Annotated in this window: 17 protein-coding genes; 2 read left to right on the plus strand and 15 right to left on the minus strand. The window is 44.9% G+C overall.

Translation table 11 applies throughout. The features are described from left to right. Positions 1 to 45 precede the first annotated feature (45 nt). From ACY3ZI_RS13000 to hutI, 11 genes are all read right to left on the minus strand, one after another. Positions 46 to 579, minus strand: a complete 534-nt coding sequence (locus ACY3ZI_RS13000) for a GNAT family N-acetyltransferase (protein WP_487375302.1) — start codon at positions 577 to 579, stop codon at positions 46 to 48. A gap of 4 nt (positions 580 to 583) precedes the next feature. After that, positions 584 to 856, minus strand: a complete 273-nt coding sequence (locus ACY3ZI_RS13005; RefSeq protein WP_487375303.1) for a YfcL family protein — start codon at positions 854 to 856, stop codon at positions 584 to 586. A 30-nt stretch (positions 857 to 886) separates the two neighbouring features. Then, complete coding sequence (locus ACY3ZI_RS13010) at positions 887 to 1,435, minus strand: elongation factor P hydroxylase (protein WP_036949374.1); 549 nt, start codon at positions 1,433 to 1,435, stop codon at positions 887 to 889. Between the two features lie 17 nt (positions 1,436 to 1,452). Beyond that, the gene (locus tag ACY3ZI_RS13015; protein ID WP_132495486.1) at positions 1,453 to 2,256 is read right to left on the minus strand and encodes a TSUP family transporter; all 804 of its coding nucleotides are present in this window, start codon (positions 2,254 to 2,256) and stop codon (positions 1,453 to 1,455) included. 176 nt (positions 2,257 to 2,432) lie between these two features. Continuing rightward, complete coding sequence (gene aroC, locus ACY3ZI_RS13020; protein ID WP_108478568.1) at positions 2,433 to 3,521, minus strand: chorismate synthase; 1,089 nt, start codon at positions 3,519 to 3,521, stop codon at positions 2,433 to 2,435. Between the two features lie 116 nt (positions 3,522 to 3,637). Beyond that, positions 3,638 to 4,570, minus strand: coding sequence for a 50S ribosomal protein L3 N(5)-glutamine methyltransferase (gene prmB, locus ACY3ZI_RS13025; protein WP_036949367.1), 933 nt, complete (start codon positions 4,568 to 4,570; stop codon positions 3,638 to 3,640). A gap of 193 nt (positions 4,571 to 4,763) precedes the next feature. Further along, complete coding sequence (locus ACY3ZI_RS13030) at positions 4,764 to 6,152, minus strand: amino acid permease (RefSeq protein WP_132495490.1); 1,389 nt, start codon at positions 6,150 to 6,152, stop codon at positions 4,764 to 4,766. A 115-nt stretch (positions 6,153 to 6,267) separates the two neighbouring features. Continuing rightward, positions 6,268 to 7,800, minus strand: coding sequence for a histidine ammonia-lyase (gene hutH / locus ACY3ZI_RS13035; RefSeq protein ID WP_211886100.1), 1,533 nt, complete (start codon positions 7,798 to 7,800; stop codon positions 6,268 to 6,270). Positions 7,801 to 7,812: 12 nt separating this feature from the next. Next, positions 7,813 to 9,492, minus strand: a complete 1,680-nt coding sequence (gene hutU / locus ACY3ZI_RS13040) for a urocanate hydratase (RefSeq protein ID WP_211886101.1) — start codon at positions 9,490 to 9,492, stop codon at positions 7,813 to 7,815. A gap of 311 nt (positions 9,493 to 9,803) precedes the next feature. Then, complete coding sequence (gene hutC, locus ACY3ZI_RS13045; RefSeq protein WP_487375304.1) at positions 9,804 to 10,535, minus strand: histidine utilization transcriptional repressor HutC; 732 nt, start codon at positions 10,533 to 10,535, stop codon at positions 9,804 to 9,806. 191 nt (positions 10,536 to 10,726) lie between these two features. After that, positions 10,727 to 11,962 (minus strand): imidazolonepropionase, encoded by a 1,236-nt coding sequence (hutI, locus tag ACY3ZI_RS13050; RefSeq protein ID WP_487375305.1) that lies wholly within the window; start codon positions 11,960 to 11,962, stop codon positions 10,727 to 10,729. 266 nt (positions 11,963 to 12,228) lie between these two features. Between hutI and smrB the strand changes: the two genes are divergently transcribed. Next, positions 12,229 to 12,774, plus strand: a complete 546-nt coding sequence (smrB, locus tag ACY3ZI_RS13055; RefSeq protein WP_036949350.1) for an endonuclease SmrB — start codon at positions 12,229 to 12,231, stop codon at positions 12,772 to 12,774. 42 nt (positions 12,775 to 12,816) lie between these two features. Here the strand turns inward: smrB and sixA are convergent, their stop codons facing one another. From sixA to ACY3ZI_RS13075, 4 genes are all read right to left on the minus strand, one after another. Then, positions 12,817 to 13,302 (minus strand): phosphohistidine phosphatase SixA, encoded by a 486-nt coding sequence (sixA, locus tag ACY3ZI_RS13060; RefSeq protein WP_132495498.1) that lies wholly within the window; start codon positions 13,300 to 13,302, stop codon positions 12,817 to 12,819. A 234-nt stretch (positions 13,303 to 13,536) separates the two neighbouring features. Continuing rightward, positions 13,537 to 15,747 carry a fatty acid oxidation complex subunit alpha FadJ gene (gene fadJ / locus ACY3ZI_RS13065; RefSeq protein ID WP_487375306.1) on the minus strand — a complete coding sequence of 737 codons (2,211 nt, stop codon included), beginning with the start codon at positions 15,745 to 15,747 and terminating at the stop codon, positions 13,537 to 13,539. Further along, positions 15,747 to 17,066 (minus strand): acetyl-CoA C-acyltransferase FadI, encoded by a 1,320-nt coding sequence (fadI, locus tag ACY3ZI_RS13070; RefSeq protein WP_487375307.1) that lies wholly within the window; start codon positions 17,064 to 17,066, stop codon positions 15,747 to 15,749. Before fadI ends, fadJ begins: the two co-directional genes overlap by 1 nt. A gap of 264 nt (positions 17,067 to 17,330) precedes the next feature. Next, positions 17,331 to 17,627: a YfcZ/YiiS family protein gene (locus ACY3ZI_RS13075; protein ID WP_132495504.1), complete on the minus strand. Its 297-nt coding sequence runs from the start codon at positions 17,625 to 17,627 to the stop codon at positions 17,331 to 17,333. Between the two features lie 352 nt (positions 17,628 to 17,979). On the opposite strand from ACY3ZI_RS13075, the gene fadL reads away from it, so the two are divergent. Continuing rightward, the gene (fadL, locus tag ACY3ZI_RS13080) at positions 17,980 to 19,290 is read left to right on the plus strand and encodes a long-chain fatty acid transporter FadL (protein ID WP_272533422.1); all 1,311 of its coding nucleotides are present in this window, start codon (positions 17,980 to 17,982) and stop codon (positions 19,288 to 19,290) included. Positions 19,291 to 19,667: the final 377 nt, after the last annotated feature.

A 19,667-nucleotide genomic window follows, 5' to 3' on the forward strand; every position in this document is an offset into this window, starting at 1 on the left:
AGAGGGCTTCCATTTGGAAGCCCTCAGAACGAAGCAATATTGAGATTAATTCACGCTCAACCGCATAGCGCAGCGATCAACCGCTTGAAACCCTGCATCCACTTCGTGTTGCAAGATATCTTGTAATTCGCGCGTCAATTGCGCCTCTTCCATTATCGAAAAACCAAGGCGCTGATAATACGGCGCATTCCACGGAATATCACGAAATGTGGTTAGTGTAACCTGACCAATCTGTTGGGACTGAGCGAACTCAATAACCTGCTGAATAAGCCGCTTACCTAAGCCCTGCCCTTGCGCTGACTGCTGAACTGAAAGCTCCACAATATGCAGGCTATCGCTCAAATGCTCCGCCATAATAAAGCCAACGGGCTGATCATGATTATCCACCGCGAGCCACTCTAAGCCATTCGCAATACACTCAACGTGGTTTTCTTCCGGTTGAACTTCACCTTGGGCAATCCAATCAAACTTAGGATGTCCGGCAAAAGTTTGCCCCGCAGACGCTTCTACCTCAGGTAAAAATTGGGCATCTTCATGGGTTGCTAATCGAATAGAATACATGCGAACAATAGAGTCCATAAAACTAACGCACGGTATCTAACAATGTTTTCCACATGCCCAGCACCAAAATTTGGTCTGGCGGGGTCAATTCACCGGCTTTGATAGCGTTTTGGATGCTTTGCTCAACACGCTGATATAGCGCATCAACACTGGTTTCGTTCTCTTCTTCTAGCTCTGCTACAGCAAGGGTTAAGTGACCACGCAGATAGCCACCAGCAAACAGCTCATCATCGCTGGCGTGTTCAACCATATCATCAATTTTTGTCAGTATGCGTGTTTCAAAATCCGCAAGCATGCTTAATCCTTACTGTAGTGAGTGATTCTATTAGGCGAAAATATCTTCCGGATAAGGAAACAGTTCCGCGCAAAGTGGGGGTGTATTGTAAAACGATTGTAACGCATTAATAAAGCGCAGTGGTCTCTCTGGGATACCTTTTTCGAGGTACTCCATCACTTGCCCATGCACTTTGCGCATAAAGGCGATACGGTCAGGCTCAAAATCCCCCTCCAAGTTGTCGCAACTCACATTAAATGGGATACCCGTTGCCACACAGAAAAACCAATCCAATGCTTGAGGTTTGATTTCGACCACTTCAAAGTCACACTGAGTTTTCTCATCGCGACCATCTGGGCAGTACCAATAACCGTAATCCACTTGCTGGCGGCGTTTTTCACCCGCAATGCACCAGTGAGAAATCTCATGGAGTGCACTGGTAAAAAAGCCATGTGCAAACACAATTTGGTTGTATGGTGTGGTGTCATCGGCAGGTAAATAGACAGGCTCGTCGTCCCCTTTTACCAATTTGGTATTGTACTCTTCGCCGAAACACTGTTCGAAAATATCAATAAGTTGCTGATAATGATGTTGGGTCATGGAACGCTTAAATCATCTTAAAATAATGTGAGAAACCAAGCTTTAATCTCGTCACCGTGGCTGTCATTTAACAGCTTAATACTCATTAAGAGTGAAATCACGACGATCATCGGCCTGATAAGTTTTTGTCCTTTGGTTAACACTAAGCGAGCGCCAAGTCTCGCACCAACCATTTGGCCGGCAAGCATAACAAAACCGAGCACCCAAAGAACATGACCTCCGATAATAAAAAAGATCAAAGATCCAAAATTGGAGGCGAAATTTAACAATTTAGCATGGGCGGTAGCTTTGGCGAGGTTATACCCTAATAGCAGAACATAAGCGAGCGCTAAAAATGAGCCAGTTCCTGGTCCAAATGCCCCATCATAAAAACCAATACTCATCCCCGCAGCAACTCCAAAGATTGGCATACTGACACGCTGAGGTCTATCTTGCACACCCAAAGAGGGTGTGAGTAAGAAATAGAGCCCGACGCAGATGACCATTACAGGTAACAGCTGCTTCAAAAATGCGGTATCGATGGATTGAATTAAAATTGCCCCGAGCATTGCCCCTATTATGGTCATGACCACCGGGAAAATTTGCTCTCGCAAATTAATGGCTTTACGTCTTGCAAAATAGAGTGTGGCAGAGAATGAACCGCCAATGGCTTGTAATTTATTGGTCGCCAAGGTTTCGACAGGGGTGATCCCCACAGAAAGTAGCGCAGGAATGGTCAGTAAACCACCGCCCCCAGCGATAGAGTCAATAAAACCGGCAAGTAGAGCGACAAAAAACAGCAGAGCGTAAACTTCAGGCGCAACGGCGGTAAGCCAATCCATTTCACATTCCAGATAAGTAAACTATCACGATGCAGATTTGTTATTTATTGATTATCTTATTGAAAGTTAAGCAATATCACAGCCCGGATGGATTATAATCGAGGTTTCATCCTAACCTTTAACTCACAGTGGATACCCTTGCCAAGCAAGAATATCCACTGAAAAACGTCAATGACTTATTCGAATGGCGCCACGGCTGGCACAACATCCGCACACTGTCCGCGGTGACGCAAGAAGTGATCCATCAGCACAATCGCCATCATGGCTTCCGCGATAGGTACTGCGCGAATGCCCACACAAGGGTCGTGGCGACCTTTGGTGATCATCTCAACCTCTTCACCATCACGGTTCAAGGTTTTTCCTGACACCGTAATACTGGAAGTCGGTTTCATCGCGATATGGGCAATAATCGGCTGGCTGCTGCTAATGCCCCCTAAAATTCCACCAGCATGGTTAGATGTAAAACCGTGGCGGGTGATTTCATCGCGGTTTTCACTGCCTTTTAAGCTCACCACACCAAAACCATCGCCAATTTCTACACCTTTTACTGCATTAATGCTCATCAGTGCATGAGCGATATCGGCATCTAAGCGGTCAAAAACTGGCTCGCCTAAACCAGCGGGAACGTTCTCAGCCACAACGGTGACTTTCGCACCAATGGAATCCCCCTCTTTTTTCAAGCCACGTAACAGCTCATCAAGGGCATCCAATTTGCTTGGATCAGGGCAGAAGAATGGGTTTTCTTCGACAATCGACCAATCTTTAATTTCACACTCTACACTGCCCATTTGGGTTAGACATGCACGAATTTGAATGCCAAATTTTTCTTGCAAGTATTTCTTGGCAATCGCCCCCGCAGCAACACGCATCGCGGTTTCACGGGCAGATGAACGACCGCCACCACGATAATCGCGCAGACCATATTTCTGTTCATATGTGTAATCGGCATGCCCTGGGCGGAACACGTCTTTAATCGCACCATAATCTTGGGAACGTTGATCGGTATTTTCAATTAATAGACCGATACTGGTGCCTGTCGTCACACCGTTAAAAACCCCCGATAGGATTTTTACTTGGTCAGGTTCACGGCGCGCAGTGGTATAGCGCGATGTACCCGGACGGCGGCGGTCTAAATCTATTTGTAAATCTGCTTCGGTCAGTGCTAATCCCGGCGGAACACCGTCAACGATGCAGCCTAATGCTAGCCCGTGTGACTCTCCAAAAGTGGTCACACGAAACAGTTGCCCAATTGAATTTCCAGCCATTCCCTGTTTCCTATTTGCTTGCGATTCTTATACTTGTTAAGAAATATGATGTTATGCGTAATTATTATGTTTTATTTGATTATGCCGAGTAACGCAACTCTTTATTAATTAATATATTAATCAATATAAAGAGCAAAGTGCTCGTGATGTTCCACCAACTGTTCACGGGTTAACATAAACACGCCGTCACCACCAAATTCGAAATCTAACCAGATAAATGGAATATCTGGATATTGGTCAATCAGATGCACCATGCTGTTACCCACTTCGCACACCAGAATCCCCTCTTCAGTTAAGAAGCGCGGAGCGTTAGCGAGAATACGGCGAACCAGTTTTAGACCATCGCTACCAGCCGCCAGCGCCAGCTCAGGCTCGACACGGAACTCTTGTGGCAGATCGTCCATATCTTCAGCATCCACATACGGCGGATTGGTGACAATCAGGTCATATTTAACGTCTGGCATATCACGGAATAGGTCAGAACGAATTGGGATCACGCGGTGTTCTAAACCATGATTCGCAATGTTTTGCTCCGTCACAGCCAAGACATCCGTAGAGATATCCACGGCATCCACTTCGGCTTCAGGGAATTCATGGGCGCAGGCAATCGCAATGCAGCCACTTCCCGTGCACAGGTCGAGGATGGTTTGGGGTTCATCAGATAATAAACCCACAAAATGGTTGTTAATCAGCTCACCAATTGGCGAACGCGGGATCAGCACACGCTCATCCACATAGAATTCATGTCCACAGAACCACGAACTGTTAGTCAGATAGGCAACTGGAATACGATCATTGATGCGGCGTAATACACGCTCAATAATGCGGTGACGCTCCGTTGGAGTCAGGCGCGAAGTTAGTAGCTCATCCGGTAAATCCAGCGGTAAATACAGGCTTGGCAAAACTAACTGTAAAGCTTCATCCCATGGGTTATCGGTGCCGTGACCATAATAAATGTTGGCAGCATTAAAGCGGCTCATGGTCCAACGTAAAATGTCTTGAATGGTATGAAGTTCTGCGACGGCTTCATCAACGAAGATCTTTTCCAAGAAGGGATTCTCCTGCCTGTGGATTAAAAGGGAAAATTTGAATGGCTAAAGTTTGCCACGAAGTGAAAGACAAATCAGCAGATTAATGTAAGAAAATACGCAGATAAGCACTTGTTTGCGCATTTTGGCGCTAAAAATAACCGCGCCCCGGATTTTCATCAAGGGCGCAGTGTTTATCATGATATTAAAAACGTTACGCTAATTCTTCGACTTCTTTCTCGGTTTCTTCCGGTTTTTTCACCCATACTGCGTAAGCAATAGTGAGTAACAACAACCAACCGATCCCCACATACAGCGCAATTCGAGTACTTTCGAAATAACCTAATACACCGAAAATAAACACCATAAAGGCAATTGCAAGGATAGGCGCAACTGGCCACATCGGTACTGGGAATTTCAATTGCTGAACTTGCTCTGGCGTCATCTTACGGCGCATCGCAAATTGTGCCAATAAAATCATGAACCAGACCCAAATTGTGGCAAACGTGGCAATCGAAGCGATCACTAAGAACACATCTTCAGGGATCAGATAGTTCAGTACCACACCAATAAACAGCACCAGCACCATGACTAACACCGTCATCCATGGCACCCCATTTTTGGTTAACTTAGTGAATGATTTAGGCGCCTGCCCTTCATGAGCCATGCCGTACATCATGCGACCGGCACCAAAAATATCACTATTAATTGCCGAGATGGCGGCGGTGATCACCACCACGTTCAAGATATTCGCCGCAGCTGAAATGCCTAAACTATCAAAAATCTGCACAAACGGGCTGCCATTTTGGCCAATTTGATTCCATGGGTAGATGCACATCAGTACAAACAACGTTAATACGTAGAACAGTAAGATACGTACAGGCACCGCATTAATGGCTTTTGGAATGGTCACTTCTGGGTTTTTGGCTTCGCTCGCCGTGATCCCGATGACTTCGATTCCACCAAAGGCAAACATCACCACCGCAAATGAGGCTATGACCCCGCCTATGCCATTTGGCATAAACCCGCCATGGTCAAATAGGTTTGATACTCCAACCGCATGTTCAGAGGCTTGACCAAAACCAAACATCATAATGGCAGCACCGCCGACGATCATCGCGACAATCGCCCCCACTTTAACTATCGACAACCAAAATTCCATTTCGCCGAATGTTTTTACGTGGCACAGGTTAATGGCACCAATAAAGCAGATAATACTGAGCACCCAAATCCACTGAGCCACATCAGGGAACCATAATTTCATATAGACCCCAAATGCCGTCACGTCAGCCAAGCAAACGATTAGCATTTCAAAAACATACGTCCAGCCTGTGAAAAAGCCCGCTCGCGGACCTAAATAGTGGCTAGCATATTGGGAGAATGACCCTGCCAATGGGCTACGAACCGCCATTTCACCAAGAGCACGCATCACCATAAAAACAGCGGCGCCCCCAATAATATAAGCCAGTAAAACGGCCGGACCGGCAGTCTCAATAGCTTTGGCTGAACCATAGAATAACCCCGTTCCTATTGCTGAACCGAGGGCCATAAATCGGATGTGGCGCGCAGAAAGCCCACGCGCAAGTTGTGATGTGCTTTGCATGTTGTGTCCTTCGTATTTTTATCAGTCGTTTCGAAGAGAATTCGCAGCCGATACATAGTCGGCTGCTTCTAAAACACTTACTTATAGGAACTATCGATCTATGAACTGCGGTTTTTTATGAATGAAAAACCGAGTTTGCTGCAAACAACGTGGCAAGTTTATGTTGATCAATCAGCGAGATAGCCGCCTCGATATCCGGCGCGAAATAACGGTCTTTATCGTAATACGCGACTTTATCACGCAGAGTTTTACGGGCTTTTTCCAGTTTTTCACTCGATTTCAAACCATCGCGGAAATCCATTCCCTGACACGCAGATAACCATTCAATGGCTAAAATGCCCGTCACGTTTTTCGCCATTTCCCATAAGCGGCGACCAGCTGCTGGTGCCATGGAAACGTGGTCTTCTTGGTTGGCGGATGTTGGTAAGCTATCCACGCTAGATGGATGCGCTAATGCTTTGTTTTCACTGGCTAATGCGGCTGCCGTCACCTGTGCAATCATAAAGCCGGAGTTCACACCACCATTGTTAACTAAGAATGGTGGCAATTGGGACATGTGCGTGTCCATCAGCATCGCAATACGGCGCTCTGATAATGCCCCAATTTCGGCTAATGCCAGCGCGATATTGTCAGACGCCATGGCAACTGGCTCTGCATGGAAGTTACCGCCAGAAATAATGTCACCATTATCAGTAAACACCAGCGGGTTATCAGATACCGCATTCGATTCAATTAAAATCACTTCTGCCGCTTGACGGATTTGCGTTAAACAGGCACCCATCACTTGAGGCTGGCAACGTAGTGAGTATGGGTCTTGAACTTTCGAGCAATTTGCGTGAGATTGGGACAGTTCGCTGGTTGGTGATAACACATCGCGGAACAGCGCAGCCACATCGATTTGACCTTTTTGACCACGAACTTCTTGGACTCGCGCATCAAATGGCTTGCGAGAGCCTAATGTCGCTTCTACGCTTAACGCCCCACACACAATGCCGGATAACAGCAGATTTTCCGCCGCAAACAAGCCTTTTAACGCAAATGCGGTTGAGGTTTGAGTGCCGTTCAGGAGTGCCAAACCTTCTTTAGCTTCCAGAGTTAATGGTTTCAAGCCCGCTTTTTCTAACGCTTTTTTCGCAGGTAGCCATTGACCTTCAAAGCGCGCCTGCCCTTCGCCAATCAGAATTAAGCTCATATGTGCTAGCGGCGCTAAATCACCCGATGCGCCCACTGACCCTTTTGCAGGAATATACGGGTAGACTTGTGCGTTAACCAGTGCAATCAGCGCTTCAATGACTTCTAAGCGAATACCTGAGAAACCACGCGCAAGGCTGTTTATCTTTAATACCATAATCAAGCGAACCAGATCATCGTCCAGTGGCTCACCAACACCAGCCGCATGGGACATCACAATCGAACGCTGTAAAGATTGCAGATCTTTGCTGGCAATACGGGTGTTAGCCAGTAAACCAAACCCAGTATTGATGCCATACGCGGTTTTATCTTCCGCAATAATTTGATTTACGGTCGCAACGCTTTTGGCAATGACGCTGTGGGCATGTTTATCTAACGTGACGGTCACTGGCTTTTGGAAGACAACGCGTAATTCGTCGAGTGTCATTTTCCCCGGATGGATAGTTAATTTAGTCATCAATGGCACTCCTTAACGTGTTTTTAGCATAGGTAGGTTTAAGTTTTTCTCTTTGGCGCATTCAATAGCGATGTCATAGCCCGCATCCGCATGACGCATCACCCCTGTCGCTGGGTCATTGTGCAGTACGCGAGCAATACGCTCCGCTGCCGCATCTGTACCATCACAGACAATCACCACGCCAGAATGTTGGGAGAAGCCCATTCCAACGCCGCCGCCATGGTGCAATGACACCCATGTTGCGCCACTCGCTGTATTTAATAAGGCGTTGAGTAACGGCCAATCTGACACCGCATCTGAACCATCTTTCATCGCTTCAGTTTCACGGTTTGGACTCGCTACCGAGCCTGAATCTAAATGGTCACGACCAATAACAATCGGTGCAGAGACCTCGCCACTTCTGACCATTTCATTGAACGCTAAACCTAACTTGGCACGATCCCCCAAACCAACCCAGCAAATACGTGCTGGTAAGCCTTGGAAACTAATACGCTCACGCGCCATGTCCAGCCAACGATGCAGATGTTTATCATCTGGCAGTAATTCTTTCACTTTAGCATCTGTTTTATAGATATCTTCAGGATCCCCTGATAACGCCACCCAACGGAATGGACCAACACCGCGGCAAAATAGTGGGCGAATATAGGCTGGAACAAATCCAGGGAAATCGAACGCATGTTCAACGCCCATTTCCAATGCCATTTGACGAATATTGTTACCATAATCGAATGTTGGAATACCTTGGGCTTGGAAAGCCAACATCGCTTTCACATGTTCCGCCATGGATTTTTTCGCCGCCAGCGCAGTACCTTGTGGGTCTTTCACGCTCTTTTCGCGATACTCATCCCAGCTCATACCAATCGGCAGATAGCCATTGAGCGGGTCATGAGCACTGGTTTGGTCAGTAATCATGTCTGGTTTAATGCCACGGCGAACCATTTCAGGTAAAACTTCAGCCGCGTTAGCACACAGTGCGATAGAAACGGCTTTGCCTTCTGATGTGTACTTTTTGATGCGCGCTAATGCGTCATCCAGATCGGTGGCTTGTTCATCAACATAACGGGTTCTTAAGCGGAAATCGATGCGGCTTTGCTGGCACTCAATATTTAATGAGCAAGCCCCTGCTAACGTTGCCGCTAATGGCTGTGCGCCACCCATCCCACCTAAACCGGCGGTTAATACCCAACGCCCAGTGAGATCGCCATTGTAATGTTGGCGTCCCGCTTCAACGAAGGTTTCGTAGGTGCCTTGAACAATTCCTTGGCTACCAATGTAAATCCAGCTTCCTGCGGTCATTTGACCGTACATGGCTAAGCCTTTTGCATCCAACTCATTGAAATGCTCCCAATTCGCCCAATGTGGTACAAGGTTAGAGTTAGCGATTAATACGCGAGGCGCATTTTCGTGGGTTTTGAATACGCCGACAGGTTTCCCTGATTGTACCAGCAGGGTTTCGTCGCTATCTAGCTGTTTCAGGGATTCAATAATTTGGTCATAGCATTGCCAGTTACGGGCTGCGCGACCAATCCCACCATAAACCACAAGCTCATGGGGATTTTCTGCCACGTCAGGATCGAGGTTGTTCATCAACATGCGCAGTGGTGCTTCTGTCAGCCAACTTTTAGCTGTTAAGGTCGTTCCACGAGGTGCTCGAATTTCAATATTACGATATTTGTTATTTAACTTTGTCACGAATATACCCTCACTTAGATGCGTGTTTGACTTATTGCGTCTCCTTATAGATATAGTTGTATATACATGTACAATCAATTTATTTTTTAACAATCGTGATGACTAAAACAGACTCTAACGAAAAATATTATTCATTAAAAACAATGAAATAAAAAAACACCCTTTGATTTTACTGATGTTTTTTTATTCTAAATCTGCCTGCCAGATCACATTTAGTTCACAGTTATTTTACATTTATCTTAGGGATGATAGAGGTCAGCACAGCCATAATGGCTGCGCTCATGTCGACGGAATGGTCTTATTTCATACCACTAGGAAGAAAAACTGCCTTTCAGTTTATATCGATGACCGGGAAACAATAACTTCGTACTGGTCACGATATGGCTTTGTGACCATGTTCGGCGGGTAATTTGCAGGCAGGATGCGCCCACATGCACTTGCAAAAGCCGAGCACTGCGGTCATCCGCCTCTACCGCTTCAACAATATGCTCACCCTGAGTCAACGGCGCAACACGGGATAAATAATCGTGGGGAGTGATGGTCAGAAAGTCTTGTTCCAGATAATCCGGTGCTGCCAGCGCATTCACAAAACGATCTTCAATTTGCACAGGAATATCATTCTCCAAATGGACAATCACGGAATGATAAACCGGCGTTTCTGGGGAAATATTTAACTCTTTTGCCAGTGTGACTGATGCACTGACTAGCTCTAATTTATTAATTTTGCAGCTGTATTGGTGATTTCTGGCGAGGATCTCATCTTCAATGCTGTGGATTTCAAACAAAGCGGATTGCCCTTTAGGTTCGGCAACAAAGGTGCCAACCCCTTGAAGACGCACCAATAACCCTTCAGCGGTAAGCTCCCGTAAGGCTCGGTTTGCCGTCATTCGGCTACAATCAAACTGCACAACTAACTCGGCTTCTGAAGGCACACGGTCGTTGGCTTGCCACTCTCCTGCTTGTATTTTTTCAATAATTGACTGCTTAACTTGCAAATACAATGGAACAGGAGTTTTCAGCTTCGGTTTTTTTTCGGCTGTCACGTTTATTTCCAAATAAGTAATGTGTGTGAGTCGTCAACATTGAAAATCAATCAAAATAATTACTGCCTATAGTGGAGGTGATATTCCTAGGCAGCAATCAGAACTTTATGAATACATCAGAATTTTATGAGCAAATAATATTATAACCTGAAAAACAGAAACACTTTTTCTATTTTAACTAAAATAAACCATTAATTTTTATGGGTGACTTTTCCTTGATAAACACGCTGATTTAATGGATTGCTGCCCTGTTCATAAATCATTTCTACCGGATCCTTGGCATCCCATACCACAAAGTTAGCTTGATAGCCGACGCGTAATTGCCCAAGGCTATGTTCTCGCCCTAATGCTTTTGCTGCATGGCGTGTCACTCCTGCCCAAATTTCTTCAGGGGTTAATCTAAATAATACCGCCGCCATATTCATCACCATACGCAGTGAGGCAAATGGGCTGGTACCTGGATTAAAGTCCGTGGAGATGGCCATAGGTACTTGGTTTTCGCGTAATAATTCAATCGGCGGTAGTTTGGTTTCACGTAAAAAATAGAACGCACCGGGTAATAATACTGCCACGGTTCCACTGCGTTTGAGGGCTTGAATACCTTGGAGATCTAAGTATTCAATATGGTCGACTGATAGCCCGTTAAATTCTGCCACCAGCTCACTTCCCCCTAAATTAGAGAGTTGCTCCACATGTCCTTTTACTGGAATTCCTAGTTTTTTCGCTGCTAAGAATAACTTCTCGCTTTGTTTAAGAGAAAAACCAACACTTTCACAGAACACGTCCACGGCATCAAATAGCCCTTTTTTCCATAGCTGCGGCATAATTTCATCGCAAATAAGGTCAATATAATCGTCAGCTTTACCTTTATATTCTGGCGGAACTGTATGCGCGGAAAGTAATGTCGAGCTCACGTCGATCGGATAAGCTGCAAATAATCGTTTTGCCACTGACAGTTGTTTCTCTTCGTTGGCAAGATCTAAACCATAACCCGATTTCATTTCAACGGTGGTGACGCCTTCTCGAATCAACGCTTCTAAACGCGGTTTCGACACCTCATATAACCCATCTTCACTCATAGCTCGTGTGGAGCGAACGGTAGAATTGATTCCGCCACCTTGTGCGCTAATTGTTTCATAGGAGACGCCATTCATACGTTGTTCCCACTCTGCGGCTCGGTTACCACCAAACACTAAGTGGGTATGGCAATCAATTAGTCCCGGCGTGATTAAGCGACCTTCAACATCAATGATGTGGCAGCCGTTGGCATCAACTTTGTCGCTTGGGTGAATGGCAATGATCTGCTCACCACGAATGATTAAATCGTGATTTTCCAATAACCCATATGCCGTTCCAAGTTCACTATTCATTGTGGCGATCCGCCCGTTACGCCAGATCACATCATTTGCGTGTGCTTTAAATAACATAAATCATCCCATGGCAGCAGAAACCCGATTCGGCTTCACATATGAAAGGTACAGATATAAACGTATAGATATGTATATACAATTAGACTACTTATCGGTCTGTTGTCAATGTTTACTCTCGTAAAAGTTATAAATTTGTTACATAGCGCTAAAAATATTCTATGATAACTGTTCATGGGAAAAATGGGTTACACTACGCTCCGTTTTGTGGGTTCTGTTTTGCCCATCCAAGAAAGCATCATTTATTAACAATTGATTTATAAACAATGACTAAAAATAAATTCGCCTTAGAAGACGGCGACATCAATCTCTTTAAAGACGCTATTCAAGGTGCTAAGAAAATTCACCAAGACCAAATAGTGCATGCCCCTATTCGTGCGAAAGTCACTCAACCATCCAGTAAAAAAGTTCAGCAAGAACAAGTGGATGCTTCATTTTATTTTTCTGATGAATTTCAACCACAACTAGATAATGAAGGTCCTACTCGTTATTTAAGACCGGATGCCAACCCGTATGAGCTGAAAAAATTACGTCGTGGAGACTATGTGCCGGAGTTATTTCTGGATCTCCATGGGTTAACCCAAATGGAAGCGAAACAAGAAATTGGCGCGTTAATTGCAGCCTGTAAGCGGGAAAATGTCCATTGTGCCTGCATTATGCATGGACACGGTAAGCATATTTTGAAGCAGCAAACACCTCTATGGCTTGCTCAACATCCTGATATTGTTGCTTTTCACCAAGCCCCTAAAGAGTGGGGCGGCAATGCTTCGCTGCTATTATTAATTGAAACGACTGAGAGTGCTCGCCGTTAAGCACTCACTTCGTTCAGTTTTCATCCCCTAGGATGCTTAAACTTAAGATTGGGTCAACGAAATCTGCGATGGGCTGAGCATCCATTCTAAGTGGCATTTCATCTGCTCAGTATCCACCTCAACGCATGCAATCGTCGATGTCGTGAACATTGGCGGTGCTTCGTGGGGACATAACTCCGAGACCAAATAGCCGACCAGTGGCAGGTGCGAAACCACCAAAACTGCCTTGGCACCACTAAATGCATAATCTCGAATTTGAGAGGCAACCCAATCCGCATTTCCTCCGGGGGTTAGCCCTTCCATGATTTGCGCTTGCGCTGGCAACGATAATTCCTCACGCATCACTTGTAATGTCTGTTCCGCGCGCAAATAGGGGCTCACTAATACGGTATCAATTTGAGGTTGGCGGGCTTTTAGCCATTTCGCCATCAGTACCGAATCATCTTTTCCCTTTTGGGTTAATGGTCTCGCTGAATCACTCGCCGCCTGGATTGCAGCATCACCGTGACGCATAATATAAACTTGCATAATCCACCATCTGTGCCGCAGTCCCACAGGAGAATGCGGGTCTTTTTGTTAAGATAATTATTGTTAAAGATAACCATCAGTTGGGGTGAGGAGAGATTCTGCAACAAACCCGTTGTAAATAAAATGATTTACATTGTTTTTTACTGACATTTTTTGTCATTCAGCCATAAAAAAACCTGATAACCACAGCGTTTAACTGTGGCATCAGGTTGATTAGACAGCGATTATCGCTTATTAAATATCACTATTTTCTTCCGCTGAAGATGCATTTTTTTCATGATCATTCACCGGATAAAACGTGCGGTTAGACTGTGCCATTTCAATCAATAAGTCGCATGGCACAAACTTATCACCATGTTTTTCCGCTAAGTGTTGCAACGTTTCCACGGTTTTACTGAGGCCAAGGCTATCCATATAACGGAAAGGTCCCCCAAAGAATGGCGGGAAACCAATTCCAAATACCGCACCAATATCCCCATCTCGCGCGCTACGGATAATCTTCTCATCTAAACAACGTGCAGCCTCATTGAGCATTAACATAACGCAGCGTTGAGCAATATCCGTTTGGTTCGTTGACGTTGAGGGGTGAATGTTAATCAGTGAATAAATACCCTGGTCAACTTGACGTTTTGTGGATTTTTTCCAGAAAGCCAGCTTACTTTTTGGCTGCCCGTAAACATAAAAACCACGACCGTTTTTCTTCCCTTTACGGTCATCGTTGACCACTTTGTCGAGAGCATCAGGGGCTTTAAAGCGGTTGCCAAAACGTTCAACGAGAATCGGTAAAATTTTGGTTCCAACATCAATACCCACTTCATCAAGTAGATGGAAAGGTCCAACAGGGAAACCAAATTTCACTAATGCCTTATCAATATGGTCAATCGCCTCGCCTTCCACAAGGCATTGCGCCGCTTCACACAAATAAGGTGCCAGAATACGGTTCACATAGAAGCCCTCATCATCACCAACGACGATGGCGGTTTTACCTTGGCGCTTAGCAAAGGCAACCGTGGTTGCGATGGTAGTGGCATCCGTTTGCTGATGAGGGATCACTTCCACCAGCGGCATTTTATCCACAGGACTAAAATAGTGCAGCCCAATCACTTTCTCTGGATGAGGGCTGCCTTCCGCAATACGATGGATAGGTAACGAAGAGGTATTTGAGGCAAAAATCGCTTTGCCGTCTGACATTTTTGCGGTTTCTTGCACCATTTTACGTTTCAGTGCCAGATCTTCAAACACAGCCTCCACTACAATGTCTGCTGACTCTAATCCTTGATAGGTCAATGTTCCCGAGATTCGAGCCATAATCGCATCCCGCTCCCGAGGCTGTAAGCGCCTTTTACTCACTCGCTGAGAAAGCAGATCCCAGCTATAACGCAGAGCTTGAGCGATACCCTTGTCCGAAATATCTTTAATGCGTACCGGATATTTACCCAATACCGCACTCACATAAGCGATCCCGCCCCCCATCAAGCCACCACCAAGCACACCCACTTGTTTGATAGTTTTTGGTTTAGCGTCCGCCCCAGTTTCATTTTTCAATGCGGTAGAGGCAAAAAATAGGCTACGTAATGCGGCAGATTCTGGTGTCATCGCCAGTTCACCAAACGCTTTGGCTTCTTCGGCGAATCCCGTTTTTAGCCCGCTATTCATACCCGCTTTCACCACCTGAATAATCTTTTCTGGTGCCGGATAGTGTCCTTGGGTTTTACTTAATGTTTTCTCTTTCGCGCTGGAGAAAACTTTATTACGCAATAGCTTGCTACTGAGTAAACGCTGTTGCCAAGGGAGAGGTTTACGTTTTACGCCCCCTTTCTGCGCCAGCTCAACCGCCGTGTCCAGTAGAATCGAAACCGGAACTACGTCATCGATTAATCGCATTTTTAACGCTTGCTTACCTTTTAATTGGCGTCCTGTCAGCATCATGTCTAAGGCATTTGGGATCCCAATTAAACGCGGTAAGCGCTGAGTGCCGCCAGATCCTGGCAGTAACCCTAGCTGCACTTCTGGTAAACCCAGTTTGGTTTTATCGTCATCAGAACAAATGCGCGCATGGCAAGCGAGCGCTAACTCCAAGCCACCACCTAGGCATGCACCGTGGATAGCTGCAATAATCGGCAGCGGATAATTTTCAATCTTATCGAACAGAGTGTGCCCCTGCTTAGATAGCTCACTCGCCTGCTCTTTACTGGTGCAGTTAGCTATCATGCTAATATCTGCTCCTGCGATAAAACTGTCTTTTTTACCGGAGGTGATCACCAAGCCTTTCAGACCAGATGTCGATTGTGCTTGCTGTAAAATGGCATGAAATTGCTGTGCAAACTCCGCCTTTAGGGTGTTCACTTTTTCATTAGGAACATCAATATAAATCACCCCAACATTGCCATTTACTACCTTTAACGTGAATGCAGGTTCTGTGATGACTGCTGAATGTTGCGTCATTATTCTGCCTCCAAAATCATTGCCACACCAAGCCCACCCGCCGCACAAGCGGTAGTTAGCCCAAACCCGCCACCACGTCTACGTAGCTCATTCAATGTTTGAGTCACCATTCTCGCCCCTGTCGCGGCAAAAGGATGACCATAAGCAATAGAACCGCCCAGCACATTAAATTTGTCCATATCAATTTCCCCAATCGCCTTCGACAAGCCAAGCTTTTCCTGGGCAAATTTTTGACTGGCAAACATTTGAATATTGGAGAGTGTTTGAGCTGCGAACGCTTCGTGCATATCAATTAAAGTCAAATCTTGCAGAGAAAGCCCCGCTCTTTGTAAGGCAATAGGTGTGGCATAGGAAGGTCCCAGTAGCATATCTTCCCACACATCAATTGCCGAGAAAGCATAACTTTTGATGTACCCTAACGGGGTATAACCTAATGCTTTTGCTCGAGATTCGGTCATCATCAACACAGCAGCCGCCCCATCCGTTAATGGCGTACTGTTGGCTGCGGTAACGCTACCGTGTTTTCTATCAAACGCAGGTCTGAGTTTCGCATAGGAAGCGAGCACGGAATTTTCACGAACGTTATTATCCTGCGAGAATGCCTGCTTGTAAGGTGGCATATATGCGGTCATCACTTCTTGCTCTAACACGCCGCCTTTCCAAGCTTTGGCAGCCAGCAAATGAGAACGATGGGCTAATTCATCTTGTTGCTCACGGCTAATATGGTAACTTTTCGCCATCTGTTCGGCGGTGTCTCCCATGCGTAACCCAGTGGAGTATTCCGCGACACCTGGTGCAACTGGCGCTAAATCTTTCAGGCGTAATTTACTGATAAGCGATAATTTTTGCCCAAATGATTTGGCTTTGCTTAGCGCCAATAGTGTGGCTGCGAGCTTTTTTGATACGCCGATAGGCAGCACAGAGGATGAATCTGCGCCACCCGCGACACCCACGGAGATATCCCCCACCATCATGCTTTGCGCGACATTCACAATCGCTTGAAAGCTGGTCGCACAAGCGCGAGAAACACTGTAAGCATCCGTCGATACGCTCATACCCGTACCCAACACAATTTCTCTCGCAATATTAGGTGCTTCAGGCATTTGAACCACTTGTCCAAAAACCAATTGCTCAATAATCGACGGGTCAATATCACTACGATGCAATAGTTCTGCAACGACGGTTTTGCCTAAATCCACGGCGGGAATATTGAGATAAGCGGTAGATTGCTTAGCAAAAGGCAAACGTAATCCACTAACGATAGCAATCCTTTCTTTTGTGGCATGCTTATTATCGCCATGGTGGGAGAGTTGATTCATGGTCGCTCCTGCTAAAAGAAAAATAAGTAGAATTGTTGTGATTAAATTAAGAGGTCTGACCTGTATCGATTGTTAACATATTCTTCACATTTATCAATCAGCGTCGATAAAAAATGCGAGCTCACACACAAGTTACAATTAATTGGCAATAAAGAGGGGAAATTAGGTAAGTTTTGAGTAATAAAAAACCCATTCACTTCTAAAAATGACGCATCCGCGAAATAATAGAGTTAATGGGCTTTAAAAAGGAATTCAAACGTTTGATTAACGTAAGCCTAATTGGAAAATCAGACTTTCTGCTTCACAGCTAAATGTAAAGTTAGCCGATAACTCTACACCACCCGCAACGGGGTTGATTGAGTGAGCAATTTCACACGGTTCAGACTCAACAGATTTGGCTTTTTCTGTGAGTGTTTTCAGCATCGCTTCAGCTTCTTGCTGAGTCGCAAAAACATGCTGATACGATGCGGTGCAATCTTTATTTTCCAGAACTGTACCCACATCTACACAGCAGCACGCAGCTGTTTCATCCGCGCTACAACGTTTAATCGCATCAGTCATTTTATTCTCCCAATGAACAAACTGTTAAGTAAGTATCATAACGCTGAAAAAGTGCCAAACACTAGTGATATCAAATTTAGTTGCTAATAATTCAATATAAGTTTGATCTAGCTCCTTATATGAGCACTTATTACTCGTTAAGCTCACACAAATGTTGCCATTTTGTTAATTACATCGCATTTTCGAAAAGAAAAATCGCACAAAAACAAAACAACCTTGCAACATCCCCAGTGGTCAGACCTATACTCATTGAACTGGTCTGATTTGTCGTAGAGGCAAGCGACCCTACAATTCAGCGCTTCTTGCGATAGAAGTCGCTTATTTAAATAAAACATACAAGAGGGTTTTGGTCATGAACCAGAAAAACCTATTTGCTCGATCAGCTTTAGCAATCGCAGTGGCTGTTATTTCTTCCAATGCAAGTGCAGCTGGTTTTTTGCTGAATGAATATTCAACCTCAGCCCTAGGACGTGCATTTTCAGGCGCAGGAGCCGTCGGCGACAACGCAAGTGAAGGCAGCCGCAACCCAGCTGCAATGATGTTATTTGATCGACCAACCATGTCGATTGGTGCGGTCTATATCGATCCAACTGTTGATATTAAAGGCCGTGACAGCGATAGATATACTTCTAACAATATCGCCCCAAATGCCCTAGTTCCTAATGCTCACTTTATCTTCCCAATTAATGATAAATGGGCAGTCGGTACTTCAATGACCACTAACTTTGGTCTCTCTACTGATTTCCCTAAAGATTATGCAGCGGGTTCTATCGGCGGTAAAACCGATTTAAAAACAGTAAACCTTAATTTAAGCGGCGCATATCGTATTAATGATAATTTTAGTTTCGGTTTAGGTGCGAATGCTGTTTATGCCGATGCTGAAATTAGTCGTCATGCTGGCGATCTTGGTGCTTTAACACAAATGATTGGTATGCCAGCGTTACCACCTAGCACAACAATGGCTAAATTAACAGGTGATGATTGGGGTTATGGTTGGAACGCTGGTTTATTATATGAAATCAACCAAGATAACCGCTTAAGCTTTACTTATCGTTCAAAAGTCAAAGTAAAATTTGAAAACGGTAAATATTCTAACGGTCTTCCTAACGACCCGCGCCTAGGACTGATTGGGTTGCAAGGTACTAATGGAGAAAAAATCAAAGGTACATTAGACCTTAATCTTCCAGATATCTGGGAATTTTCGGGCTATCATAAAGTCGATCCTAAGTGGGCGCTTCACTATAGCGTTTCTTACACTGGTTGGAGCACCTTTAAAGACCTAACGGCGTACCAGAAGAGTAATGGTAAGGAACTGTTCCACAAACCAGAAAACTTTGATGATGCGTGGCGCTTAGCATTAGGTACTACCTATTACCATGATGATAATTGGACCTTCCGTACGGGTATTGCTTACGATGAAAGCCCTGTACCATCTAAATACCGTTCAATTTCAATTCCAGACCAAGACCGTTACTGGTTAACCGCAGGTACCACTTATGCATTTAACAAAGATGCCTCTGTGGACTTAGGTATTGCTTATATGTACGGCAAAAAAGTTAATATCAATGAAAGACTTGTTGAGTCACAAGACAAAACAATGAAACATTTCAAATCTGAAGGGTCTGCATGGTTATACGGCGTTAACTTTAACTATACATTCTAATCAGTTATATCTTATCGGGGGAGTTCCCTCCCCTGATATCTCCCTCTTCTATCTCTTCCTTCCCTTACTTTCCTTTTATGCTCTTCGCAGAAAAAACATCCTCAAGCCAAATTTTTTCTTGACTTTTTTTTGTACAGATTTATATATTAATTATAGCCCGATGTTATTTTATTGTTAAAAACATTCCCGCGGCTTATTCATGTACTGATCCCAGTCATAAATATCCACTCAATCATTTTGATATCGATTTTTAACTGCAATGCTGCCCTTCATTTTTTTGACATGAAGAAGCAGTAGAGTTGCTCACTAAGCTACCATCTGAGGAAAATCATGGAAAAAACATAGGAGGGCATTATGGGAACATTATTCACTATCAG

The organism is Providencia sp. LY12 (assembly GCF_057621555.1).